26 protein-coding genes are annotated in these 22,913 nt (G+C 56.1%); 14 read left to right on the top strand and 12 right to left on the bottom strand.

Annotated elements, in window-relative coordinates; genetic code table 11:
• The first annotated feature begins 2 nt into the window (after positions 1 to 2).
• The 13 genes from ACR0KG_RS19960 to ACR0KG_RS19900 all read left to right on the top strand — a co-directional run bounded on the left by ACR0KG_RS19960 (position 3) and on the right by ACR0KG_RS19900 (position 11,346).
• Positions 3 to 281, top strand: a complete 279-nt coding sequence (locus ACR0KG_RS19960) for a VirB3 family type IV secretion system protein (RefSeq protein WP_152460684.1) — start codon at positions 3 to 5, stop codon at positions 279 to 281.
• A complete protein-coding gene (locus ACR0KG_RS19955; protein ID WP_170417967.1) occupies positions 274 to 2,640 on the top strand; it encodes a VirB4 family type IV secretion/conjugal transfer ATPase in 2,367 nt (788 codons plus the stop codon). Before ACR0KG_RS19960 ends, ACR0KG_RS19955 begins: the two co-directional genes overlap by 8 nt.
• The gene (locus ACR0KG_RS19950) at positions 2,637 to 2,774 is read left to right on the top strand and encodes a hypothetical protein (protein WP_170417970.1); all 138 of its coding nucleotides are present in this window, start codon (positions 2,637 to 2,639) and stop codon (positions 2,772 to 2,774) included. Before ACR0KG_RS19955 ends, ACR0KG_RS19950 begins: the two co-directional genes overlap by 4 nt.
• A complete protein-coding gene (locus ACR0KG_RS19945) occupies positions 2,774 to 3,520 on the top strand; it encodes a type IV secretion system protein (protein WP_170417973.1) in 747 nt (248 codons plus the stop codon). Before ACR0KG_RS19950 ends, ACR0KG_RS19945 begins: the two co-directional genes overlap by 1 nt.
• Positions 3,517 to 4,017: a hypothetical protein gene (locus tag ACR0KG_RS19940; protein WP_170417977.1), complete on the top strand. Its 501-nt coding sequence runs from the start codon at positions 3,517 to 3,519 to the stop codon at positions 4,015 to 4,017. The genes ACR0KG_RS19945 and ACR0KG_RS19940 overlap by 4 nt, the downstream gene beginning before the upstream one ends.
• Positions 4,014 to 5,069: a TrbL/VirB6 family protein gene (locus ACR0KG_RS19935; protein ID WP_170417979.1), complete on the top strand. Its 1,056-nt coding sequence runs from the start codon at positions 4,014 to 4,016 to the stop codon at positions 5,067 to 5,069. Before ACR0KG_RS19940 ends, ACR0KG_RS19935 begins: the two co-directional genes overlap by 4 nt.
• 17 nt (positions 5,070 to 5,086) lie before the next feature.
• Complete coding sequence (locus tag ACR0KG_RS19930; RefSeq protein WP_170417982.1) at positions 5,087 to 5,731, top strand: VirB8 family type IV secretion system protein; 645 nt, start codon at positions 5,087 to 5,089, stop codon at positions 5,729 to 5,731.
• Positions 5,731 to 6,546 carry a TrbG/VirB9 family P-type conjugative transfer protein gene (locus tag ACR0KG_RS19925; protein WP_170417985.1) on the top strand — a complete coding sequence of 272 codons (816 nt, stop codon included), beginning with the start codon at positions 5,731 to 5,733 and terminating at the stop codon, positions 6,544 to 6,546. The genes ACR0KG_RS19930 and ACR0KG_RS19925 overlap by 1 nt, the downstream gene beginning before the upstream one ends.
• Complete coding sequence (locus tag ACR0KG_RS19920) at positions 6,546 to 7,226, top strand: hypothetical protein (RefSeq protein WP_170417989.1); 681 nt, start codon at positions 6,546 to 6,548, stop codon at positions 7,224 to 7,226. The genes ACR0KG_RS19925 and ACR0KG_RS19920 overlap by 1 nt, the downstream gene beginning before the upstream one ends.
• An 11-nt stretch (positions 7,227 to 7,237) precedes the next feature.
• Positions 7,238 to 8,071, top strand: coding sequence for a TraB/TrbI/VirB10 family type IV secretion system protein (locus ACR0KG_RS19915; protein ID WP_170417992.1), 834 nt, complete (start codon positions 7,238 to 7,240; stop codon positions 8,069 to 8,071).
• 205 nt (positions 8,072 to 8,276) lie between these two features.
• Positions 8,277 to 9,290, top strand: a complete 1,014-nt coding sequence (locus ACR0KG_RS19910; RefSeq protein ID WP_170417994.1) for an ATPase, T2SS/T4P/T4SS family — start codon at positions 8,277 to 8,279, stop codon at positions 9,288 to 9,290.
• 12 nt (positions 9,291 to 9,302) lie between these two features.
• Entirely contained in the window at positions 9,303 to 9,461 is a 159-nt protein-coding gene (locus ACR0KG_RS19905) for a hypothetical protein (RefSeq protein WP_170417997.1), read from the top strand.
• Complete coding sequence (locus ACR0KG_RS19900; protein ID WP_170418000.1) at positions 9,454 to 11,346, top strand: type IV secretory system conjugative DNA transfer family protein; 1,893 nt, start codon at positions 9,454 to 9,456, stop codon at positions 11,344 to 11,346. The genes ACR0KG_RS19905 and ACR0KG_RS19900 overlap by 8 nt, the downstream gene beginning before the upstream one ends.
• Positions 11,347 to 11,560: 214 nt before the next feature.
• On the opposite strand, the gene ACR0KG_RS19895 is transcribed toward ACR0KG_RS19900, so the two are convergent.
• From ACR0KG_RS19895 to ACR0KG_RS19885, 3 genes are all read right to left on the bottom strand, one after another.
• A complete protein-coding gene (locus ACR0KG_RS19895; protein WP_170418003.1) occupies positions 11,561 to 11,920 on the bottom strand; it encodes a c-type cytochrome in 360 nt (119 codons plus the stop codon).
• Between the two features lie 224 nt (positions 11,921 to 12,144).
• Positions 12,145 to 12,612: a DUF411 domain-containing protein gene (locus ACR0KG_RS19890; protein ID WP_170417767.1), complete on the bottom strand. Its 468-nt coding sequence runs from the start codon at positions 12,610 to 12,612 to the stop codon at positions 12,145 to 12,147.
• 74 nt (positions 12,613 to 12,686) lie between these two features.
• Complete coding sequence (locus tag ACR0KG_RS19885) at positions 12,687 to 13,316, bottom strand: cation efflux transmembrane domain-containing protein (protein WP_170417770.1); 630 nt, start codon at positions 13,314 to 13,316, stop codon at positions 12,687 to 12,689.
• Between the two features lie 74 nt (positions 13,317 to 13,390).
• Here ACR0KG_RS19885 and ACR0KG_RS19880 point away from each other — a divergent pair, with 74 nt between their 5' ends.
• A complete protein-coding gene (locus ACR0KG_RS19880; RefSeq protein WP_170417773.1) occupies positions 13,391 to 13,807 on the top strand; it encodes a MerR family transcriptional regulator in 417 nt (138 codons plus the stop codon).
• 209 nt (positions 13,808 to 14,016) lie between these two features.
• On the opposite strand, the gene ACR0KG_RS19875 is transcribed toward ACR0KG_RS19880, so the two are convergent.
• The 9 genes from ACR0KG_RS19875 to ACR0KG_RS19835 form a co-directional block, all read right to left on the bottom strand.
• Positions 14,017 to 15,054 carry a hypothetical protein gene (locus ACR0KG_RS19875; RefSeq protein WP_170417776.1) on the bottom strand — a complete coding sequence of 346 codons (1,038 nt, stop codon included), beginning with the start codon at positions 15,052 to 15,054 and terminating at the stop codon, positions 14,017 to 14,019.
• 87 nt (positions 15,055 to 15,141) lie between these two features.
• Positions 15,142 to 16,977 (bottom strand): relaxase/mobilization nuclease domain-containing protein, encoded by a 1,836-nt coding sequence (locus tag ACR0KG_RS19870; protein ID WP_170417779.1) that lies wholly within the window; start codon positions 16,975 to 16,977, stop codon positions 15,142 to 15,144.
• Positions 16,974 to 17,393 (bottom strand): hypothetical protein, encoded by a 420-nt coding sequence (locus tag ACR0KG_RS19865; protein WP_170417782.1) that lies wholly within the window; start codon positions 17,391 to 17,393, stop codon positions 16,974 to 16,976. The genes ACR0KG_RS19870 and ACR0KG_RS19865 overlap by 4 nt, the downstream gene beginning before the upstream one ends.
• A 472-nt stretch (positions 17,394 to 17,865) precedes the next feature.
• Complete coding sequence (locus ACR0KG_RS19860) at positions 17,866 to 18,066, bottom strand: hypothetical protein (RefSeq protein ID WP_170417785.1); 201 nt, start codon at positions 18,064 to 18,066, stop codon at positions 17,866 to 17,868.
• Between the two features lie 683 nt (positions 18,067 to 18,749).
• The gene (locus ACR0KG_RS19855; protein ID WP_170417788.1) at positions 18,750 to 19,292 is read right to left on the bottom strand and encodes a hypothetical protein; all 543 of its coding nucleotides are present in this window, start codon (positions 19,290 to 19,292) and stop codon (positions 18,750 to 18,752) included.
• Positions 19,293 to 19,314: 22 nt separating this feature from the next.
• Positions 19,315 to 19,605 (bottom strand): addiction module antidote protein, encoded by a 291-nt coding sequence (locus tag ACR0KG_RS19850; RefSeq protein WP_152460667.1) that lies wholly within the window; start codon positions 19,603 to 19,605, stop codon positions 19,315 to 19,317.
• Positions 19,606 to 19,610: 5 nt separating this feature from the next.
• The gene (locus ACR0KG_RS19845; protein WP_170417791.1) at positions 19,611 to 19,904 is read right to left on the bottom strand and encodes a type II toxin-antitoxin system RelE/ParE family toxin; all 294 of its coding nucleotides are present in this window, start codon (positions 19,902 to 19,904) and stop codon (positions 19,611 to 19,613) included.
• A 115-nt stretch (positions 19,905 to 20,019) separates the two neighbouring features.
• The gene (locus ACR0KG_RS19840) at positions 20,020 to 21,885 is read right to left on the bottom strand and encodes a ParB/RepB/Spo0J family partition protein (protein ID WP_170417794.1); all 1,866 of its coding nucleotides are present in this window, start codon (positions 21,883 to 21,885) and stop codon (positions 20,020 to 20,022) included.
• 218 nt (positions 21,886 to 22,103) lie between these two features.
• Entirely contained in the window at positions 22,104 to 22,508 is a 405-nt protein-coding gene (locus ACR0KG_RS19835) for a DUF3768 domain-containing protein (protein WP_152460664.1), read from the bottom strand.
• Positions 22,509 to 22,913 lie beyond the last annotated feature (405 nt).

Genomic DNA, 22,913 nt, shown 5'->3' with positions numbered 1-22,913 from the left:
TGATGCCGCGCCGCAATACGGTCTTTCGCGGCCTGAGCCGCCCCGCAGAATGGGGCGGCCTACCCGTGATCTATCTGCTGGTGATCCTCGGGATGACCATGCTTTCGTTCTTCATGTTCGGGATAGCGCCAGCAATCATTGCGGGTTTTGTTTTCTACACCGGGCTTCGCCTCTTTTACGAATGGGAACCGGCTTTCTTCCGCGTCCTGTCCGTAACCCTTTCCAAAACTCCGCGCACCAAAAACCGCCAGCATCATGGGGGAGATTACTATAGTGCCTAAGCCTGCTGCACAGGATTTGTGGACCCTTGCCCGCTCGTTGATCGAGCCGAGCTGGCGCAAGGATGAAATGAGCCTCTTTCAGATGTTGCCTTATGGCTATGTCGTGGACGATGAGGTTATTTCCACACGCAACGGTGGCCTTATCGCCGCTGCAGAAATCACCGGAATCAATGCAAACACGCTGGACGAAAACGAGTTCGAGTTCCTGGCCGAACGGTTTGAGCGTGTGTTGCGCACAACACCCAATGAGGTGGCATTCTACGTTCATCGACTGACCGTCCCGGCTGAGACGGGTCATGTCATCACAGATCCAACCGGCTTTGCCGGTGCAGTGGCACAGGCCATGCGCTCAGCTTCCGTCGATGCAGAGCTGAAAGAACGCAAGATCATCATCAGCGCCATTCTGCAAAAGCGGCAGGATGAGCGGGCAAAACAGATGTTCGGCATGTCGTCTGGAACGATAGACGAGGAACGCCGCGAAATGATCGAACAGCTCGACGGTGTTTTCACAACACTGGCGGGCACGCTGGGCGAAAGCCGGGTGCGCCGGCTGAAGCTCAGCGAGGGGCGTTGGCTCGGCTATTATGGAATGCTGTTGAACGGTCGGTATCAGCCGATCATTCACACGAACATTGCAGAACCCATCGCCTTCAACATGCCGCAAGAGGATGTGCTGTTTCAGGGCAAGACCGGCAAACTGGTCACGGGCGACGATCAGGAACGCTCCATCCGTGTCTATTCCCTGAAGAATTACCCGATGGCTTCGTTCCCCGGCATTTTCGACGGGCTGGACCTGCCGGTTGATGTTGTGATTTCGCAATCCTTCCTGCCGATCAGCCGCGCCCAGGCGCAGGAAATGGAACGCCGCAAGTCGGGACAAATGCGCTCGGCAGGCGACAAAGCGAAGTCGCTTGAAGAAGATTTGTCCATTCTGGCGGACGGCATTGCCTCCGGCACCATGTCACTCGGCAAGCACCACCTGTCGATCTGTGTGTTTGGGAACGAGGAAGATCTGAAAACCGCCGAAAAACACATCATCGGTGAAATCCAGATTTCGGGCGGCACGGTCAAACGCGAAGCGATGTCGGCGCGGTCGGTGTACTTCGCGCAGCACCCCGGCAACTTCGCATTCCGTCCTCGTGAAGAACTGATCACGGACCAGAACTTTGCGGACATGGTTGCGTTCCACATGCGCCCTAAAGGGTTGGATGCGGAAAAGCTGCCCTGGCCGGGGCCATTGGCGACTTTGCCGACAACGCACGGGGACAGCTACGATGTTTCGCTGCACCTTCCCAAGACCAGCAAAGACGCTGAAAACCTGCCCTCCGGCCACACAATCGTTCTGGGGCCGAACGGATCGGGTAAAACTGTGACCGCGATGCTGCTGGCGACAACGGCGGTTGCACAGGGCGCGCGGATCATCGCTTTTGACAAAGACCGGGCGATGGAGGCCCCCATGCGTGCGCTCGGCGCACAGTACACCCGCGTCCGAGTTGGTGAACCAACCGGCATGAACCCGTTTCAGACCGAGACGGATGAGGCTGGGCAAAGCTGGCTCGCCAATTGGGTCATTGCCCTGTTGAGCTATGACGAACCACTGACCACCGATCAAAAGGATGAAATCACGCGGGCTTGCCAAGCGAATGCCACTTTGCCGCCTGCGCTTCAGAACTTCGATTCATTGGTGGAACGGTTCAGAGCCTTTGACGATGACAAGAACCTGTACAAGCGTGCAAGTGAATGGGCTGGCGAAGGCCGCTTGTCCTGGATGTTTGGCGAGGGTGGCTCAGATCCGTTTGCTGCTGGCGCCCGTCATCTTGTTTTCGACATTTCCGAGGTTCTGGATGACGAGTTGGTGCGGCTGGCATGGATCAGCTACGTCATGCGCCAGATCGAACGCCGCTGCGCCACCAAGATACCCACTGTCTTTGTGATTGATGAAGCATGGGTAATTGCTGGCAACCCTTATGGCGCTGGCATTCTCATAAATGCCTACACCACGTATCGGAAGCTGAACGTCATGATGATGATGATGACGCAGATCCCCGATCACCTCCTGTCGTCGGCGGCAAGTAAGTCGATCCTGGAAAACACCAGCACGCAGCTCTTGTTCCCCTCTCGATCCGGCAATGAAGCAGACTACCGGGCAATCGGCTTGAACGATTCAGAGCTGGCCGCGCTGAGGGCGCATTTTGGCGACCGCGTAATGCTCATGAAAAAGGGTGATGAGAGTGTTTGGCTCGATGTCGATGTCGGCGCTCTCGGCCCGCTTCTCCGTGTTCTGAGCGGATCAGACGGAAAATCGTTCCCTGATCCTGACTGGCGAAAAAACCCCAACTTCTGGAAGGAAATCACATGAAAACCCGCCTTGTAATCGCCCTTGTAGTTCTGGCCGCTGTCTCAGCCTGCACCAGCACCTATTCGGGCTATCGCAGCAAATGCGCCTGCGACTTTGAGCGCATGACCCCCCCTGAAAACTTGGAGCTTGTCTGATGAATATTTCAAAGAAATTCCGCACAACCATTGCTGTTTCAGTTCTGGCCGCCCTGCCCGTCATGGCATCGGCCCAGGGTGTTCCGGTGGTGGACTCTGCATCCATCACGCAGGACGCCGCCAATTCGGCCAAAGAAATCGCTGAAATGGTCCGCCAGTACGAGCAATTGCTGGAACAGTACGAGAAACTGGAACAACAGCGGGCATTGCTCGAAAACTCCTTCAAAACCATCAGCGGTTTGACAGATCTGGATGAGTTCAACAGCCGCAGCTTTTTGAAACTGGCGACTGCTGCTGACACGCTCGGCTACGCACTGGATGCAGCGGAGGGCGGTATCTCCGGCCTGCCCGATGTCGCTGCGCAGGCAATGGAACGTCGATCAATCAACCTCGGCCTGAACGATGGCATCTTGTCCGACTTCAGCGGATCGGATGTGCAGGCTCGCCGCATCCTGTCTGAGCGTGGTGGTGCGGGCCTGATGGCGTCGGCGTTGGGTGAGAATGGCTATGACATGGCCGGTCAGCTCTCCGAAGATGCTGAAAAACTGCGCGGTGAAATCGGTCAGCAAGAAGATCTGAAGGATGCAATCGACTATAACACGGCGGTTCTCCTGAAACTCCTGCAAGTTGAAATTGAAATCTTGCGCGCAACCTCGGCTAATGCTCTGGCGTCGGGCACGGATCTGGCTGCAACCGCTGCTGATCTTTCGACACTCAGCAACTATGTACGAGGAACCTCACAATGAAACTCCGCTCAACTCTCATCCTGACCATTGCAGCCGCCGTCGTTATGTCGGGTGCTGCATCGGCACAGGTGAAGCTGCGCCCGTCACCCAAGGTCGATATGCCGTTCGATGAATATCGTAAGTGCCTTGGGTACTCGGGCGCGAGTGAGTACGGTCGTCAATTCGTCAAAGACGATCAAGCGCGCATGGCCGAAGCGGGCCAATCCGCAGACAAGCAGCCTCTTGTGACCAACTGGTCGGTGGTGATCCTGAATGAACAGGTCATAGCAGCGCACGAGGCCACCATCGAGCAATGTAATCTGCGCAAGTCTGGCGAGACCTACAGCACCGAATGTCCGCTGGGTGGTTTGAGCCGTGAGGACGCGGCCCAAAAGGTCGGAGCTGACCAAGACGAGTTTTGGACCCAACCGTCCGACAATCTTGCCGCGCTTAAAAAAGAGCAACGGACCCGTCTGGAAGCTCTGCGCCCTGCAATTGAGGAGGCTTGTGGGCCGTGATCCAAGATTTCGTCAGCTCGATTGAGGCTGCGCTTAATAACTTCTCGCAGCAAGCATACAACAGCCTGGCGGCGGATCTTGCATCCGCCCTCTGGGCAATAGCCGCGCTGATCTTCGTGGCAATGCTGATCAACGGTGTGCTTCAAATCCGGGAAATCGGGTTTGGTGGCTATGTCGGCTGGATCATTCGGGCGACGATCATCATTGGTATGGCTTCCAGCTGGAGCTTCTTTCAGCCCATTTATCAGGGCATTTCGAGCCTCCCAGACACGATTGCCGGAGAATTGACCGGCACAACAAATGTCTGGGAAGCACTCGATGACATTGCGCTTCAGTGTTTCTTGATGGGCCAGCAGGCCATTGAAAACGCGACCTGGGGCCTGAGCATCACCGGGGCTATTCTCTGGGTTGTTGGGGCTGTCATCGTAGCTTTTGGCACCGGCATGGCGCTGATCGCAAAAGGCGGTCTGGCGGTCCTGCTGGGACTAGCGCCTGTTTTCATCGCAACGCTGCTCAGCTCAGCAACAGCCAATATCTTCGCAGCCTGGGCGAAAACGACTGTTGGCCTGATCATGGTCATCGTCGTTCTGACAGGTATTGTTTCTCTTATTCAGGCCCTTTTCAGCTCAGAACTGACCGCTGTTGAGGATGTGAACAATATGGAGGCCAGTGGCCGGTTTTTGGCGATCTGCATTGTGTCAATCGTGATGCTCACGCAGATCCCATCGCTCGCGGGCGGAATGTCGGGTGCAATCGTTTCGGCATCCTCGGGTCTTGCCGTGGCAACTGGTGCCGTCGCTGCCGCAAGAAGTGCATTGGGCACTGCAAGCGACGGCGCAAGGGGTGCAGTAGCCGGTGGGAAAACCGCCGCCGCGATGGCCTCCGCAGCCCGCGATGGGACAGGTGTTCGTGACAGCGCCTCGCGCGCGATGCAAGCGCGTCGGGACATTGCACACAGAGCCCGCAATCAGGATGGGGCGGCTCGACAGAGCTACGCCGCTGACCGTTACCGGCAGAGCATTCGACAAGCTCGCGTCAATAAATCTTCCTAAATCGAGGTATTGAGCTGATGTCACACGTGACAGATCACGAAAAAGAACTCTTTCTGGGTGCACGCCGCGATGCCTTCAAATGGCAGGTATTCGGCATGGTCGGCATGGCAATGGGCGTGGCCTCTATGATTGGTTGGGCGATGCTCCTTCCCTTGAAGGAAATCCGCGCGGTGCCATTCTCCATTGATCCGGACACGAAACTGCCGGTCCTGCTGACTGAAAAAGTCGAAGAACTGGAACCTTCTGAGGCGATGGCCTTCCGTGAAGTCGCAAATTATGTGCGCGACCGGGAAACCTATGATGTCCAGGACAACAACGAGCGCCTGAAATCGGTGCTGCGTCGTTCTGATGAGCTGGCCGAAACGTCCTACCGCGAACTGTGGGACGGGTCGAACGACAACCATCCGGACGAAATCTATACGCCCAAGACAAAGGTGCAGACCGAAATTCTGGGCGTGTCGCCGGTCAACGATGCGACGGTGCAGGTCGAGATCCGCAAGTCCCTGATCGTTCCAAACCAAGCAACGGCCTCAGCCCGCTACGTGGTCACAGTGACCTATGGGTTTGAGGAAAAAATCGTGACGTCGATGGACGAACTTTTGGAAAATCCATTCGGCTTCGTCGTCACCAACTATCGCGTAGACGCAATGGGAGACATCTGATGCAGCGTTCTTTCAAAACACTCACCGCCACCGCCGCAGCAGTTTTGGCATTCTCTACGCCTCTGCTCGCTGAAATCACACCGACACCGGACGGAAAGAACGCGGATCACCGCATCACGCATTTCCATTACGTCGAGAACCAGGTGTACCGCATCCCTGTGGGTGAACGCCTGATTACCTATGTTCACTTTCCGCAGGGCGAAACCGTCCGCAGCATTGGTGCGGGCGACACTGAAAGTTTTCAGATCACTCGCCTTCAGGAAGGTCGCGTTATTGCGTTCAAGCCGGAAATCCTGAACTCGGATTCAAACCTGACTGTCCTGACCAATCGCGGCACATACAACTTCTATCTGGTTCCGGCCGAGAGCGCCGCCGAACGCAAACGTGTTCCGTTCCGGGTCACGTTCTACAACAAAAACAACAGCGGCGGGACTACAACGCGCCGTGGCACGGTAGCGCGCAGCGAACCGAAACCAACAGGCCGCTTCGTCAACCAAAACTACTCGCGCTCGGGCAAAGCTGACTTCGCGCCTACTGCCGTGTGGGACGATGGCGTTCACACCTATATGCAGATCCCGCAGGATGCGGAGTTGCCGGGGATCTTCCGTGTCCTGCCTGATGGCCGCGAGCTGATGGTGAACACCACAGTCAAAGAGCGCGGCATTATCCAGGTGCAAGGCCTTTCAGATCTTTGGACACTGCGCATCGAGGACACTTCGATCTGTGTACGAAACGATGGCGACGCGTTTCAGCAGGCAAGTGTGAGCGGTCGGCCCGTCACTTCACAGACAGTTAAACCGGGGGGCAGCAAGTAATGAACCGCGATCAGACAATTGCGGCACGGGCGGCGGCTGAACAGCCGTCGCAACGTGTCCGGAAGAAGTTCGACCCAAAGAAGCTGATAACTGTTGCAATCGCAGGGGCGGTGTTCCTGGGCTTTGTATGGTTTGTCATGGGCGACGAAAACAAAAGCACCAACACGGGTGTCCGCGTTGACGCTTTGCAACAAGGCGGTGGCGAGCGATACGGGCTTTTGACCGCACGGGGACCAGAGGTCGATGAGCCGGAACAAGAGGCTTTGCCCGAGGAAATTGCGGTGGCAACACCGGTAGCAGTGCCGCAGGTCGATTCCGAAGGGCTGAAACAAGCCCTGAAAACAATCGAGCAACAGAATGGCCGGATTTCCGATCTGCAAGACGAGCTGACGGACGCCAAAGTTTCGCTGTCAGAAAAAGACGGTGAAATCGCAACGCTGAACCTGACCAATGAACGCCTTCAGGTCAGATATGATGAGCGCGAGAAAAAGTTTCAGACTGAGCTTGCCCAGGCGGTTGCTGATGCAGAGGCCCGGGCGCTCGCCAGTATGAGCCACTTGCAGACTACGGGTCTGACTGATGATGAGCGGCGCAGGCTTGAAGAACTCAAGCGGATGCGCGAGCGCCAGAACCAGTCAGACGGCATCGTGTTCGATGAAAACCCATACGGCAGAAACTAATGGAGCTGACGATGAACAGAACAGCACTCACCCTCGCCCTGGTTGCTTTGGCGTCAAGCGCGATGGCACAGGAAGCACCCGGTCAAAACTACCAGCCGATCAATGGTGGATCGCAGCCGGTCATTTTCCAACCCTTCCCTGCTGCGCCGCAGCCGGTTCAAGTCCAGCCAGACGACACCCGCTTACCTGAAGAACAGCGCGGCTATCAGGAAAACCCGAATACGACATGGCAAAACAATCTGGTCGAAGAATATCCACCCATCGTCGGGGCCTCGATCATTGACGATCCGTCGCGCACCTTAACGCAAGGCACGGTCTTGTCGGCGCTATTCGGTGGGGCGGTCAGCTCGGAACTGCCCGGTAGTGTCGTGGCAACGATCACACGCGGCGTCTACTCGATGGACGGCACACGTTTGCTTCTGCCTCGTGGATCGAAGCTCTATGGCGAGTATCGAGCGGATACGACATTGGCGCAAACGCGCATCATGATTGTTTGGAGCCGTGTCATTACACCGGATGGCCTTTCCGCTCAGATCGGCTCAGTTGGCACGGACGGACAGGGCCGCACCGGCGCGACCGGCAGGGTGAACACACACTTTGGGAAGCGGTTCGGCACGGCTGCGTTGTTGTCCATCATCGGTATTGCCCCTGTGGCGCTGGTGTCTGACAGCGACAGCAACAACTCGGTCAGAACGGATCTGGCAACCCAAGTGGGGTCTAACCTGCAGAACGCCACGGCAGCGGCGCTTGATGAATACCTGCGCATCACTCCGACAATCTTTGTCGATCAGGGCAGTCGTATCAACGCGATCCTGCAGCGCGACGTTGTGTTCGATAGCTTCTGAGAGCGAGCCAATGAGCCGACCGCCTCAGCGGTCTTTCCGGCCGCTGCCAGCATGATCGAGTGCGGTAGCGGCCTTTTTTGAAGCAAATTCAGCACTTTTTGGAAGCAATGAATCTTATGTGGATGCCTTCGTGTTCGAGGCAAAGCCGAGATGCAGCGAAGGCAACCTCCAGTGTTCCAAAAAGTGCTCTACCAAGGACAAGAACATGAGCGGGCGGAACGGGAATAGCCTTCTGGAATACTATACAGGCAAGATCGAGCATCTGTTACACGATGAAAGCCTGAGCGAAATTTCTGTGAACCCTGACGGATCGGTCTGGGTCGAAGAAATGGGCACAACGCACATGACCAGGACAGACATCACTCTGAACAGAGACGATGTAGAAAACATCGGGCGCTGCGTGGCCGGTTTCAGCGATGTAACATTCGGAGAAAAGAAGCCGATTGCGACGGCCAACGTGCCGACACAGCAGGGTAAAGCGCGGGTTCAGGTCGTGATTCCGCCAGCAACAACCGGCGTGGGGTCCGTTGCGATCCGTCTCCTGCGCGTGAAAAACGTCGATCTGGGCGCGTTCAGCTTCGCCAGCAAAGAGGCGGCGTTGGCAGAAAACAACGATCATAGCGCGCTTGAAAATGCTCGGGCTGTTCTCGCTGACGGAACAATGAACTTTGACGAGCTGGCCGACCTTGCAATGCTTAGCAAATGGAACGTGATCATTGCCGGGGGCACCTCGTCCGGCAAAACCACTGTCCTCAATGCAATGCTGAAGCGCGTCGATCCGGGCGAACGGATCGTGACGATTCAAGAAGTGGCCGAGTTGGACATCGAGCAACCCAATTCTGTCGATCTGCTTGCCGACCGTTCCGAAGAAGATGGCCCTCGATCACCAACAAAGCTGCTGGAATCGGCGCTTCGCCTCCGGCCTGACCGCCTCGTCTGCGGTGAAATCCGAGGCGACGACGCGAATATGTTCTTGGAACTGGTGAACACCGGCCACGATGGATCTGTCTGCACCATGCACGCGAACTCGCCCGTAGATGCCATTGGACGGATGAGCAAAATGGTGCGTCGCGGATCTCCGACCGTTCAAAAGTCAGAAGTGGTCGATGACATCCGGGCCACCATTCACATGATCGTTCACATGAAGAAAATCGGGGACGAACGGAAGGTCAACGGCGTGATCTTCCCGCCTCTGATGACTGCTGAACAACTGAATTGAAGGAGTACAAAGATGAAGAAATTCGAGTACCGAGACGTGCCTTTTTCGGAATGCGACGACGCCAGCGAGAAATTCGCAAAGCTGGGCAAAGAAGGTTGGGAAATGGTTGGTGTCGCACGTGCAGAATTTGGCATCGTGTGCTTCTTCAAACGCGAGCTGACCGATGGCTGAGTTTCAGGATCTACCCAAAGGCAAGAAGGTCGCGATAGCCGGTACTATGGGCTTTATCGCTACCTCGGCTTGCGCGGTGTTGGTGGTCGGGCTGGCGCTCGAATACATCAACACCAGAGGCTTTCGCGGGCTGGACATCTGGGCGATCCCAGAGAAGTTCATGGCACAGCCTGCAGAGACGCAGCAGATCATGGGTCTGGTGGCGGTGGTCGCAGTGGGTGTTTTGACCTTTGCATTTGTGGCGGCTGCGCTGCGTGGTCCCTCAACGAAATACGGTGATGCGACCTTTGCAAAGGCCCCTCAGCTCGTCCAGGAAGGCTATGCGTCGGTTCTGAAGCTCAAAGACAAATTGGATAGTGAAATCGTGTTTGCCAAATTTGGTGAGCCAAAGGACAAAAACGCGATCTACTATAAGCCCGGCCCCGGTGTCCAAAAGCCGCACGCGATGTTCATTGCCCCGTCTGGTTCGGGCAAAACCAGCGGCTTTGTGATCCCGAATGTCCTGCGTTTCAATGGGTCTTGCGTCGTCCTGGACATCAAGGGCGAGATTTTCCAGACAACCGGCGCGCGTCGGGCAGCAATGGGCGATGAGGTTTTTGTGTTCGACCCCGAGAACCCCGACAAAAGCCACAGCTACAACCCTCTGCGCCGCGCAGCACGTGCCGACAATCTGGACCGGCGATGGGAAGAAGTGATTCAGGTTGCAACTCAGATGTTCGACACGCCCAGCTCGTCCGCGCAGGGCTTTATGGGTGGTGTTGAAGGCATGTTCTGCGCAATGGCGATGCTGGCGATCAAAAGAAAGCGGCCATACATTTCCGAAGTCCTGCGCCTGGTCAAAACGACCAAGCAAAAGGACTATGAGAAAATGGCTGAAGAAGTTGGATATGCGCGAGCTGCAGATGAGTTTCTGAATCTTGCAGCCGAAGAATCCAAAATCCTGCGGTCAACGATTTCGGTTATGTTGAACTCCGGCCTGCAGCTCTGGCGCAACCCGTCGGTAGCAAGAGCCACGCAGGGCAATGACATCAACTTTGAAGATCTGCGTCGGCGCCCCAGCTCGATCTACTTTTCCGTGCCAGGGAAAAAGGTCAAAGAGTTCCGGACGCTCATTCGCCTGTTCTTCCTCGATCTGGTGAACACCATCGAAACTGTTGAGCCGGGCGAAGATGAGCCGTTCAAGGTTTTGATGCTGCTCGATGAGTTCCAACGCCTCGGCCATCTTGAGCGCGTTGTTGAAGCCTATGACACCATGCGATCGTTCGGGGGCAGGCTCGTGGTGATTTCGCAAACACTGTCGCGCCTACAGGACATTTATGGGCACGAGGGTGTGCGGGCGATGCTGGCAAACGCTGGAACCCAGATGTTTGCCGCCTCAGAGGATTCCGAAGTACGCGAACATGTGTCCAGGTCCATCGGGGACAAAACGGTCATAAGCAAGTCGAAGTCTCGAGCACTCGGCAAGATGGAAATGGGCAGCATATCAGAGCGTGAAGAAGGCATTCGCCTGCTCCGGCCCGAACACGTTGGCCGATTGCCTGAAAATGAAGTTGTGCTGATCCGCGAAGGCAAGATGCCGGTGATTGCAAACAAGATCCGATACTTCGAAGATCCCTATTTCATGCAGTTCCTTGGGGGTGATGCTCCAAAGATCAAAGGTACACATCTGGATCTTGCTGAAGAACAGGCCAGGGACACGGCAAAGGCTCTGGCGGATGCGAATCCGGCCCCTGCCCCGGTGAAAGAGGTTTCTGAAAAAGACCAGGAACTTCAGGCGGCATTTGATGCGCAGCGCACGGTCGCAAAGCGGAAAAGTCGGTCAGCGAAAGATATGGCGATGGAGAAAATGAAAGCCAAACGGGCTGAAAGTAGCGCCTTCACTTGACGGGGGTAACAGGACGCGGCCGAACCGGACCTTACTTCAATATGCAGAGAACGGCAGGAGAGAGCCCTAACCTGCTCGTGCTGCGACTTACATATATGTCCGCTTCCGTGAAGCTTACTAGAATGGCGCATTGTCAGCTTTATGCCTGCTGAGAATTGTCGTCATAGTATCGACAGCAAAAACACTCATCAAAAACCAACAGATTGACGACAGATCAAGGGAACCCCGCACGCATATAAACGATGATCTTCCAAAGGTCTTCTTCGCTCAGCGCTTCCTTGAAGGCTGGCATGTCTGTTCCGAAGCGTTCGCCGCCCTCGGAAATTGCCCAAAGAAGGTACTCGTCCCCCGACATCGGCATCTGAACGAACCATCGTAGGAGAGCGGGAGAGGGCGCGAGCGAACGTCCGGCTTCACCATCGCCCAAACCCTCAGCTCCATGACAGCTTGCGCAGTTTTCCGTATATAGCGTCTTGCCCTCCGAAACATTCTCGGGCGTTGCACGAATGGTGCTCCGAGCCCCGCGGTAGGCTGCGGGCACGTCCTCGTTCATATACGTCCAATGTCGTTGCATGCGCTGCTGCTGGCCAGGCCCCATATTGCCGTGCCCCCAACCACGCATGTGCTCAGACCTCATGTGGTTAGATCCCATTGGCCCGTGACCCCACCAATCTCCTCGTTGTTGTTGTGCGCAACCCACTGTAGCAATGGTGATAGACAGAACGCTTAAGGTAAGAGTGCGTAATCCAAGCTTCGTCATCTTCTCCTCCTTACTGTTTCCGCTCGATGAACGTCGCCTCAGGCCGCTTCGTAACTCTTGAACACCTCGGTGCTACCGTCCTTGAGGATCAAAAACACGTCGTAGGCCTCACGACGATCTTCCGGCCCCATCCCAGGGGAACCGTAGGGCATGCCAGGAACAGCAAGTCCAACAGCACTGGGTTGCTCCTCCAGCAGACGACGAATGTCTGCAACCGGCACATGCCCCTCGATCATATAGCCATCGATCTCGCCTGTGTGGCAGGACATCATTTCTTCGGGAATGCCGTTGTCCAATTTGTGGCGGACAAGCTGTGTTCCAAAGCTGCGCTCCTCGGTAATGCGAAAGCCTTCCTGCCGCAGGATGTCGATCCAAACCTGGCAACAGCCGCAGTTCGGATCCTTGAGAACACGGACGGAAGGCGTGTCTTGCGCAAACGCGGCAAATGGTACTGTGCTGGCAAAGCCAGCGGCGTAAGTCAGTACTTGGCGGCGTTTCAGGTTCATGGCGAGAGTCCTTGGTATTTCCAACTAAATTGAGCCGATTTCGTATCATTCGAGATCAAAGGTCATAATCCACGTCAAACATGCTCATGTTCGCCAACTTCCCGACGCTCGGCGAGCGCTTGGCGCACGATCTGGAAAGCAGAGGAAAGAAACAACGTTGCCATGACCGCCGCAACAATCAGGTCAGGCCAACCGCTAGCTGTGCCCCAGACGCCTAAAGCTGCAAACATAACGGCCACATTGCCAATGGCGTCATTACGCGAACATAGCCAGACAGAGCGCACATTTGCATCGCCGTCCTTGTAACGGACGAGCAAGAGAACACTTGCGAGATTGGTCATAAGAGCGAAAAAGCCAACGATGCCCATGATCTCGGCCTCCGGCACTCCGACATAGAACACCCGGTACACGGTCGATCCAAACACCCAAAGACCCATCAGCAGCAAGCTCACCCCTTTCGCCAGAGCGGCATTGGTGCGTGCACGGATTGAAGCCCCGATCACTGCCAGCGAGATACCGTAGGTCAAAGCATCCCCAAGGAAGTCTAGAGCGTCGGCCTGAAGTGCCTGAGACTTTGCATAGTGACCGGCAGTCATCTCGACGACGAACATCACCGCGTTCAGAGCAATGACAATCCACAGCCTCCTTTTGTAGTCGTCTGATACGCCGTCGAATTTGGCGTTGTGTCCGCAACATGCTGACATTGGGAAGCCCTTTTTGTATCTGTCGTGACCATAGTGTAGTGTCTCTAGTTACTAGAGGTTCAAGAGGTATTTTCATGTTTTCTATCGGGGAGCTTTCCAAGCGCACGAAGGTCAAAGTTCCGACTATCCGCTACTATGAGGAAATGGGCCTGCTTGCCGCACCAGAACGCACCGAAGGCAACCAACGGCGCTACGATGTGGCAGGGCTAGAGCGTCTCAGTTTCATCAAGCATGCACGCGATCTTGGTTTCTCAATTGAAGCGATCTCCGAATTGATTGTGCTTCAAGGCCACCCGGATCGTTCATGCCAAGCCGCAACGGACATCGCCGTCTCACAACTTTCCGAAGTAAGAGCAAAGATCAAACGACTACGGGCTCTTGAAAAAGAGCTGGTTCGGATTTCGAAGGGCTGTGATGACGAAGGAGTGTCAGAGAACTGCTATGTGCTCGCGTCTCTTGCCGATCATAAACTCTGTCACCACGATCACTAAACTATGAGCGGACATTGCTTTAGTCCCAGCGAAAGACTGTTTTGTCCGCTTCTTGCCTATTCAAACGTGGTGCAGCGAATGCCCGGAATGTCCAAGGACAAGAGTCCGTCCCAATCGGAACAGACCCCACATTACTCCAACCCGGTGGTCTCGCTGTTCCCGGCAACACATTCACCGGCGCGAACAATCATCTATCATGTCCTCCGTGGTTAAAGACTGTGTCCATCATACTCATGGACGTGGGTAGCCTGTTCGCGGGTATGGGCAATCTCTTGCACCACGGCGGCAATCTTGCTGGATGAAACTTGGTGCAGCTCACCAACAACGGCCTCCGCGCGCTCGTAGCTGTCCGGAACGCCTTGGCTGTTGAAATGGGCGGCAGCGGTGGAAATGTCCGCGTCTTTCCAAGTCGCCGTTGTGCCGATTGAAACGCTGTCATGATCGTTGTAGCGGGCCAGGAACTTGCTTCCGTCGAGACCGAAGCTGTGCGCGGTCGCCACAATGTCATCACGCACAGCCAGCCATTTTTCGGCTTCCGTGGGGTCCAGGTTGTCCAACTCGGCCGCATTCATGGATGTGGTGTAGCTGTCATCAGCCAAAGTGTATGCCTGCAGGTCGGTGTCATATGGGCGCAGTTCGGCAACATCGCCTTTCAACTCCCCGATCTGAACGTCCATTGCGGCACGCAAGTGTGGATCTTCGACCTCTCGTGCAAGAGCCTCCATGTTCTCGATGGAGTTCACGATGTCCTTGGTCTGCTGCTCGTAGTTCTCAAAGATGGCCTCCCCCAAAGCGGATTGCATATACTGAACATAGCGATCACCGGGCGACTGGTAGTCGTCGGACTCCTGAAAATCCTTGTCACCACTCAGATCCGCAAGGGACGAATAGTAAGGGTGATACAGATCGTATTCCTGAGCATCACTCATGTGCTGAGAAACCAAAGCCTGCATATCGTTCAGATCAACCGGCTCCCCTGACCGCTCCGCAGCTTCAAATTCGATTTTGAATTCTTCGACCAGATCTTGTTGCGCAGTATGTTCGTCAACACGGCGGTTGGCCTGGTCCTCGATGTCGAAGCTGTTTGAGGCGATGGCTGCACGATCAAAGCCCATCGCCTGCTGTTCTTTCCTGATGATGTCGATCTGCTCTGAAACGCGATCTTCACGCGGGGCGGATTGATCAAATCTGGAATAGGGTGCGAAGTGTTCGACTTCGTTCAAAAGATAGTCTGTACGCGAAACCATAGTTTTTCCTTTGCGAGTTGATGGAAAACTCTGTGATGGGTCTGCCTGGGGCGTTGGCGCGCGCATCAGGCAGACCGGTTAAAGTCCTTACAAGCTGTGCCCGTCATCGTCACCGCGCCCCTGCAAGAGCGGGTGCGTTGCGTGGGCGTGAACGTCTGAAAGTTCTTCTGAGATTGCGATGATCCTGGAAGACGCAAGCTGGTGCAGCTCGTCAACAACGGCCTCAGCGCGGTCGTGGCTGTCGGGTAATCCTTGCGCCTGGAAGTGGGCCGCGGCGGTCGAAATGTCGTCGCTGCGCCATCCCATTGTTGTACCCAGGGTGACGTTCTGATGATCGCCAAAGCGGGCAACGAACGCCTCGCCATCGAGGCCGTAGCTGCTGGCCGTGTCGGTGACTTCTTTGCGGATCGCTGCCCACTTGCCGGCCTCTGAATAATCCAAGACATCCATTTCGGCAGTGCCCATTCCCATCATCGTTGAATAGCGGCGGTCCTCGATGATGAAGGCTTGAAGGTCCGGATCGTTGGTGCGCAGGTCCGCAACGTCGCCCTTCAACTCGCCAATTTGAATATCCATAGCGACACGCAGATGAGGGTCGTCAACCTCACGGGCCAGCCCTTCCATCTTGTCGATGGATTGCAGCAATTCTTTGGTCTGAGTCTGGAAGTCCTCATAGGCCCCCTTGCCCAAGGTGTCCTGTATATAGACCTCGTACCGGCGTGCTGCCGGGGCATAATCAGCGGACGACTGGAACGCCTTGTCATCGACAATATCAGCAAGGGCAGACAGATACGGATGGCTCTGTTCGTTGTCCCGAACGTCGCTGATATGGGCAACAACCTGAGCCTTCAGCTCGGGTGCGATTGTTTCCTCAGAACCGCCTAATTCGATGTGTCGCCGCAAGTTGCTCATGACTTCGGGCGACACATAAGACGGGTCTCCTGGCTCGCCGTAATCATCAAAATGATGGGCTTGATCCAGCAGATGTTCCATTCTCGATACCATAGGTTCCTCACTTTCAACGAGTTGGATGGCAAACTCTTCGATCCGGTCTTTGACAGCGTTGGCGCGCTCATCAAACAGATCCGACATTCTTGCGATGGAGAGTGTCATCACATCACCGGCCATGTCGCGGGCCGTAACTTCAACCTCCGGAGTGCTTTCAACAACAGACAGTCCGGCCTGAACCTTCCACGTGTCGGTCTCAACTTCCTGCCGCAAACCGCGCTCAAGGCGGGTCGTTGCGGTCAGCTCAATTCCGTATCCTTCGGCAACCTCAACCTGGATAGAGCGCTGAACGTCGATGTTCATGTCGCTGCTCATACCCATAGCCAACCACTGCCCATGTTCCACGCCTCGGTTATTCACAACGATGTGGACATGGGGGTTGTCAGTGTCGTTGTGGAACACGGTCAGATAGTCCCAGGTATCGCCAAAATCACCGCTCCCAAACAGGCGATCCGCGAAGTCCAAACCGGCCTCATGCGCGGCATCCGGATAGGTGCCTTCGGGAAAAGAAACGATCATGTGACGGGTATAACCATAGTTGGTTTTCCCGTTGAAATCCTCGGCCCAGGTCTCGATCAGATCACTCACCTGATCGGCATCGAGCGGGGTCACACCATTGTCGCGGATGTCCAACACGCCCTCTGCCCTGACGGTCAGGTAATTGATCTGGCGGCGCAGCTCATGCGCTTTTTTCACCCCACCTTTGCGGACGTGTTTCACAACCGCCTCGGGCTTTCCAACCACAGCACCAAGCCGCGCCTTGATGGATGAGGCCCGCGAGATCATGAACTTCATGCGCTTGGCGGTTTGCAGCTGCTGGCTGATCTGCTTGGACCGATCGATACCCTTCTGCGCTTCCCGGAAGGCTAGCTCCAGAAAGTCCCCTGCCGTCAAATTGTGAGCCGCGACGTTCATGCTTCAGATGTCCTCTCATCGTCGCGCAAGATTCGGCGAATGGCGGAGTCTGGCTCTCGGTTTCGGCGGGCCGCGGTGATCAGCGCCTTCAGGTCTTGCCGGTGCTGGATGATCGCACGATGGAGGTTTTCGACATCGCGCCGGTCGTCATCGGTCCAGATCACCGAACCGCGTTTGGCCGATTTTGCGAGCTGATTGAGGTTGGTGTATCCACCCTGAACCTGCCGCAAGTGCGTCTGCCAGAGATCGACAACGGCCGGGTCAGGATCGAGATACCCGATCAGACGATAGATCAGTCGTTGGATGATCTGGTTGCGGCTCTTGGCCCCAAGCGACTGCACGGCCTCCTCCAAACGCACCAACGCATCTGACGGCAATCGAACGGAAAAGACAGTGGTGTCGCCGGGCTTGCTCAATGTATACCTCTGGTTGTTTTTATGACTTGTAACACAACTACCTTATCCTGTCATACTCTCCAAGAGGAAACCGGGGGTGATTTTAGAAATCCGTATTTTCTCAAATTGCCCCCGGAACAGTTTTGCTCTTGGAGGCAATCTCCACGCCGGGAAAAGGGTCCTGCCCCTTTTCCAGCCAGCAGGCGTGGGTGCCGGTGGACCGGCGCAGGGCAATCACGCAAAGCGGGAGCTGCCCGAACAGCGCCCGTCACATACCGGCACGTTCAAGGTCAGTATGGCATTTTCCGCGCGCCTCAGCGCGCTCAATGTCCCGCCGCTTTCGCGGCGGGTGTGGCAGGGTTGTCTGCTGCCGCATTGGGGCAGGTCGGCACCCCTGCCCGGTCTTAGGACCGCGCGCCACCTGTGGCGCATATGTGGTCCGGCCTGCGGCCGGAGCAGAAGAAAGGGGGGCTTGCGCCGCCCTGCCCTCCCGTCATTCGGTGACGGGATCGTCATCGGTGCGCTTCGGGAAGGCCACCATCTCAACGCCAGGGAACATGCTGTGCTTGACCTGGATCGAGGTGATGGTGCCGGTCTCATCGGTATTGACGAAGAGCACCCCGCATCGATCCCAGAATGTCTTGCCTTCTTTTTCACCGGTCTTGACGCTCAGTTTCAGAGTTTGAGTTGCCATTGTTTGATCCTCGCTATGGCGTGTTTCGATGAACAAGGGAAAAGCGGGCATCAAGGGGATGTCAGCAGGGAATTTGATCCGCGCGGAATGCGCCGCAGGCGCAGGGGACATTCCTTGTTGAAGCGCGGCGCCCGGCCCGGGCGCCGCGCGTCTTCCCCGACTGCCCGCTTATGTTCATCCCTTCAGAAACACCGCAGCCGAGGATCTTCTCCGGCAACGTACTTGAAACTGTCAGACCTGGTGAAAGGCAAGGCTTTCTGGGATCGCTGCGCGCGGAACATCTGAACAAAACGATGTCTTTGATGGCGGCAACATCACCTCGATCCGACACAGGCGCGGCGCTCAGTTCTAAGTTGGGGGTTGCCCTTCTGGGTCGGTATGACCGTCGTCGCAAAGGATGAAGAATGACGGACGGTGCAAACCGCCCTATCCAACTGGCGGAGGCCAAAGACCGGACGGTCCGGCCCTGGTCCGTGCTTGTGCGGATCAGGTAAACAGCCGGACTCAATTTGGATTGGCGGGTTCGGTAGGACGCCCCGGTAATCCGCAAGAACTCTCTCAAGCGCTGTCGCGGGGCGAGACCGGCGCACGGGCAGATACAGTGATGAGTACGCCAAGAAAAAGGCCCACCGAAGCGGGCCACGAGTTTAACCAAAGGAAAATCTGGAGGTATTCTTTACAGGCTAACGCTTGCGCGCGCGATCGACAACACCGTCAGCTGTGATCGTGGCAATGCGATCCTCTGTGCGGCGGGTCATTTCCACCCCGTCACCCGTCATATGCGCCTCGGCAAATTCCGTGAACTTGAAGATGCTGCCATCTGCTTCAACATGGGTTTCGTCCTCTGCCGAGCGCCGCTTCACCGATCCGTCATGGCGGATTTCGATGATCGTGTTGTCGGCCATTCGGACCGTCACGGTATGCTCATCTACAGCGACACCCTGCCACCAGGCATCTGCATCGCGGCGCACAACAATGCGGTTTGGGTGCAGCTTGATCTGCACGTCCTGTACCTCGTCCGGATCAGCGGCTTTGACGACCACGATGGCCTCCTGCGCGCTGGGATCACCATGGATCGACGCGCTCCCGTTTTTTGGCGGCCAGAGCTTCGGCTGTGTGCGCGGCTTGCCCTTCTGGTCTGTATGAAACCCGACGAACATCTGCGCGGATTTCCAGACGCGGCGGGCGGCTTTTTCAACCGTAGACGGAGCTGCATCGGTGGACATGGTGGATAGCCTTTAAAGTGGGTTAATTCACGTGCATTTTCGGGGTGAGCGTCACACCCACAGCGCTCAGCACTTTCAGCACCGTGCCAAACTCGGGATTGCCATTTTCGCTAAGTGCGCGGTAGAGGCTTTCCCGAGACAGACCAGATTTGTCGGCCACACTCGACATACCTTTGGCCTTGGCAACATCGCCAAGTGCCGACGCGATCAGCGCCGTGTCGCTGGTTTCAAAAGCCGCTTCAAGATAGGCTTGAATGGCTTCCGGGCTGTCCAGATAGTCAGCCGCTTCAAACTTCGTTGTTTTGACACCCATGTTTTTCACTCCAACTCTCTTGCCATCGCCTTGGCGGTTTTGATGTCGGCTTGCTGGGATGACTTGTCTCCCCCGCACAGCAAAACGATCAAAACGTCACCGCGCGACACATAGTAAACGCGATACCCCTTCCCTTCGGAGATACGCAGTTCACTCACACCTTCACCAACCGGTTTCACATCACCGGGATTGCCCAGGCTCAACCGCGTGATGCGAACCAAGATCCTGGCTCTCGCCCTTTGGTCCTTCAGGCCCTTGAGCCACTTGTCGAACAGGTCCGTCTTACGAATTTCTATCATACCTATATGTAGCCTACAGGCTACAACCTTTCAAGTCAAAACAACCTATACCATTGAACTAAAATCAAAAATCATTGCTGAAAAGCAGGGCGCGTTGCGCCCTGCCCTGCCAGTTTCAGAAGCAATCCGGCACCCATGCATCGATCCGGGCTTTCTGTGCCTCGGTCACGCCCAGTGCCTTTTGATGCTCTGGATCATTGAAGAGCTTGTGCAGCGCCTCGTTCTTGGCACCCTTTTTGGATTTCGCGAAGGCTTTGAACATGTCGGCGTCGATGTGCAGGTCCAGCAGGTCTTTGTAGAGATCATCCAGCTGCCAGCCTTTCAGACGCTTGAAGCAGTTTTCAGCCGAAGGGGTCCAGATCGCGCGCATGTCAGCCTCGATCTCAGCCTCGATCTCCGCCATGAACTCCGGGCGTTGGGTCAGAAACCGCCGGGCCAGAAAACCCGTGATCTCACCATTGCGGGTCTTCTTGCCCAGATCGCGAAACGCTTTGAACGCTTCCACGCTGCCTTGTGCGGCAATCTCGTGGAACTGGTCATAGGCTGCCTGTGCCGCTTCATCCCGTTCTCCGCCAAGACGCGGGTCGAGGATGAACTGGTCATCGATCTCGGGTGTGTTCCGCTCGGCACCACCATAGCCAAACCCAAACAGATTGCTGCTCAGACCGGAGGCCGGGGTGGCAAAGAAAGCAAACAGGCTCAACACATAATCAGGCTTGTCCAGCAGGGCCGTTTGAACCGCTGCCAGCCGGATCGCCACCATGTCGTCGATGAACTTCTGCGAATAAACTGGTTTTGGTTCTTCCTTGATCTCCGGTTCTTTGACCGGGGCCAGAACACCAGCCTCAATGGCAGCCTGAACATGTTCCGCCGCGACATAGGCCGGGGATGTTTTGATCTCGCCATTGTTGGTGACATAGACAAACACGCCGGACAGCTTGCGCTGCGCGTCAGAATAGAACGGCGCCGTATAGTCCTCAAGCGCGGCCAGCTCCTTTTCACCATCCGCGTCCAGAGCCTCACCCTCATAGAGTTCGGCAAGTTCGTCATACCGTTCGGCCTGTCCTTCGGTGAAGTCCCGGCTCACCATGTCCAAACGGTGCATGTCTTTCGTACCCGAGAACCCATAGGGAATGTAGCTTTCCTCATGGGTGTCCACCCAGTCCCAGCCTTCCGCGTCGCGCAGTTTTTCCGCTTCTACCGCCAGTTTCTCGGCAAACAGACGATCCAGTAACGCGCCTTCATTGAATAGGGTTTCATCGGCAAACAGATCAGCGGTGACGGTGCCGCCCGCCTCAACATAAGCCTTCTGCCCGACAAATACGGCCTTGCGGCTAGTGCTGCTAACAGCCTCCGACGTCAGTGCCTGTTTGACATCATGCTCACTGAACCACCGACATTCTTTGGCCCGTTCCAGAACCTCCAGAATTTTCTCTTCTTCGGTGCTGACGGTCATGGCCTTGGCCAGCCCCATGCTGATCTCACCGGCTTTGAGCGCATCCAGAACGGCGGCGGGCAGACTGGCAAGCGCGAGGCGGCGGCGCACATGGGATTCGGTCACGCCAAACGCATTGCTGATCTTGGCAATAGACAGAGATTTCTCGGCCATTTTGCCATAAGCACGGACCTCGTCCACAGGGTCCAGTTCTTCACGGGCGGTGTTCTCCGCATTGGCCCATTGCTCAGCCACGAAGGGATTGTCCGTGACCTTAACGGGAACCTGTGCCAGATCAGCGCGCTCAGTCACGGCGATGTTCAGAGCCCGTAGGCGGCGACCACCGGCAACGATTGCGACTTTGCCATCGGTATCGCGCAACCCGCTGAGGTTCTGGATCAAGCCACACATAACCAAACTGTCGGCCAGAAGTGCAATACCTTCCTCACCAACCTCCTGTCGTGGGTTGATGTCAGACAGGTAGAGATCGGACAGGGATACGGTTTCGATGGTTTCCGGTGCGGTGAATGTTTCGACTTTGCTCATGGGGCAAATCCTTGTTTGAGTGTTTGAGATCGTGTTAAGGGTGCCCTACCCCTTCCGGGGTAGAGCGGAGCCGTTTAGATGGCTGCGTGTTGGATCAGGAAGCGGCGCGCGATGTGGAAATTGTCGCCCTTCCTGATTAGCGCCCACGCTTCTGCGATACGTTGCTGCAAGATTTCATTGCTCATGGTGTTCACCTCCTTTCCGGTTTGGGATTGAGATCAGTATTCGCTGGGGCACATGATGGTCAGAACGCGGCGCGTCACTGACGTGTCAAACGGCCGGTCGGACCCATACGTGTAGTCCGTGTCGTAAAGATCGATCTTCCAGAACAGCTTCTGGTCACGGACTGTCACCGCCCCAAAGGTGTGATCGCCATAGGGGTCATTGCCCTCGTCAAACTGGTCATCCGACGCCACCGCTGCCAAAGCTGCAGTCTGGAACTCCATCCCTTCACCTGACACGCCGGGCGTGACAAATACCTGACCCTGAATTCCCTTAGAATGCATCTCGATTGCCGCAGTCGGATCGATCAGCGCTTTCCGAAATAGGTCATTCTGGGTCGCAATCTCTGCCGCCTGCAGGCTGGTGTCAGTGTCGATGTCTTTTGTCTTTTCAATGTCCAAAACCGTCTCTCCTTTTGTGGTGCGACCTCTGGGGTTGATCCCCTTTGGTGCTGGTTTTGAGCCGAGCCCTGAAAGGGCGTCGTCTCTAAAACCTGCCCCGTGGCGAACGCGGAGAGGGGCGAGACAGGACCAATCGACAAGAGTGGTGCGGCCCGCAGCGCAGGCGCGCGAGGACACGGTATTGTCTATTTGTCTTGTCCGAGGGGGGAGGCCGCGCCTTCCCCCTTACGGAAGGTAGCGTTTGGCTTGTCCAAATCCCGCCTGACCCACAAGGAAAGGACAAAGGATCTCTGATCCTGCGTGAGCGCAAAAGGGACCGTCACCCGAATGGGCAGATCACCACGGCATGGACCGACCATGACCCAAAGCCCCTGCCCCGGCTCGCAAGAGACGGGTCAGGGGCTA

The organism is Ruegeria sp. H4, from assembly GCF_056533065.1.
The sequence above is the reverse complement of the archived record's forward strand: the minus strand, read 5'-3'. Positions and strand labels throughout refer to the sequence as shown.

What these genes read in the sequence shown, in the direction of transcription:
- ACR0KG_RS19855 (WP_170417788.1), bottom strand. Translation starts at nt 19,292, where the DNA reads ATGTCCACCGATGCAGCTCCGTCTACGGTTGAAAAAGCCGCCCGCCGC.
- ACR0KG_RS19875 (WP_170417776.1), bottom strand. Translation starts at nt 15,054, where the DNA reads ATGGTTTCGCGTACAGACTATCTTTTGAACGAAGTCGAACACTTCGCA.
- ACR0KG_RS19925 (WP_170417985.1), top strand. Translation starts at nt 5,731, where the DNA reads ATGCAGCGTTCTTTCAAAACACTCACCGCCACCGCCGCAGCAGTTTTG.
- ACR0KG_RS19915 (WP_170417992.1), top strand. Translation starts at nt 7,238, where the DNA reads ATGAACAGAACAGCACTCACCCTCGCCCTGGTTGCTTTGGCGTCAAGC.
- ACR0KG_RS19910 (WP_170417994.1), top strand. Translation starts at nt 8,277, where the DNA reads ATGAGCGGGCGGAACGGGAATAGCCTTCTGGAATACTATACAGGCAAG.
- ACR0KG_RS19920 (WP_170417989.1), top strand. Translation starts at nt 6,546, where the DNA reads ATGAACCGCGATCAGACAATTGCGGCACGGGCGGCGGCTGAACAGCCG.
- ACR0KG_RS19940 (WP_170417977.1), top strand. Translation starts at nt 3,517, where the DNA reads ATGAAACTCCGCTCAACTCTCATCCTGACCATTGCAGCCGCCGTCGTT.
- ACR0KG_RS19845 (WP_170417791.1), bottom strand. Translation starts at nt 19,904, where the DNA reads ATGATAGAAATTCGTAAGACGGACCTGTTCGACAAGTGGCTCAAGGGC.
- ACR0KG_RS19895 (WP_170418003.1), bottom strand. Translation starts at nt 11,920, where the DNA reads ATGCAACGACATTGGACGTATATGAACGAGGACGTGCCCGCAGCCTAC.
- ACR0KG_RS19945 (WP_170417973.1), top strand. Translation starts at nt 2,774, where the DNA reads ATGAATATTTCAAAGAAATTCCGCACAACCATTGCTGTTTCAGTTCTG.
- ACR0KG_RS19960 (WP_152460684.1), top strand. Translation starts at nt 3, where the DNA reads ATGCCGCGCCGCAATACGGTCTTTCGCGGCCTGAGCCGCCCCGCAGAA.
- ACR0KG_RS19860 (WP_170417785.1), bottom strand. Translation starts at nt 18,066, where the DNA reads ATGGCAACTCAAACTCTGAAACTGAGCGTCAAGACCGGTGAAAAAGAA.
- ACR0KG_RS19890 (WP_170417767.1), bottom strand. Translation starts at nt 12,612, where the DNA reads ATGAACCTGAAACGCCGCCAAGTACTGACTTACGCCGCTGGCTTTGCC.
- ACR0KG_RS19900 (WP_170418000.1), top strand. Translation starts at nt 9,454, where the DNA reads ATGGCTGAGTTTCAGGATCTACCCAAAGGCAAGAAGGTCGCGATAGCC.
- ACR0KG_RS19850 (WP_152460667.1), bottom strand. Translation starts at nt 19,605, where the DNA reads ATGGGTGTCAAAACAACGAAGTTTGAAGCGGCTGACTATCTGGACAGC.
- ACR0KG_RS19840 (WP_170417794.1), bottom strand. Translation starts at nt 21,885, where the DNA reads ATGAGCAAAGTCGAAACATTCACCGCACCGGAAACCATCGAAACCGTA.
- ACR0KG_RS19880 (WP_170417773.1), top strand. Translation starts at nt 13,391, where the DNA reads ATGTTTTCTATCGGGGAGCTTTCCAAGCGCACGAAGGTCAAAGTTCCG.
- ACR0KG_RS19905 (WP_170417997.1), top strand. Translation starts at nt 9,303, where the DNA reads ATGAAGAAATTCGAGTACCGAGACGTGCCTTTTTCGGAATGCGACGAC.
- ACR0KG_RS19870 (WP_170417779.1), bottom strand. Translation starts at nt 16,977, where the DNA reads ATGAACGTCGCGGCTCACAATTTGACGGCAGGGGACTTTCTGGAGCTA.
- ACR0KG_RS19930 (WP_170417982.1), top strand. Translation starts at nt 5,087, where the DNA reads ATGTCACACGTGACAGATCACGAAAAAGAACTCTTTCTGGGTGCACGC.
- ACR0KG_RS19885 (WP_170417770.1), bottom strand. Translation starts at nt 13,316, where the DNA reads ATGTCAGCATGTTGCGGACACAACGCCAAATTCGACGGCGTATCAGAC.
- ACR0KG_RS19950 (WP_170417970.1), top strand. Translation starts at nt 2,637, where the DNA reads ATGAAAACCCGCCTTGTAATCGCCCTTGTAGTTCTGGCCGCTGTCTCA.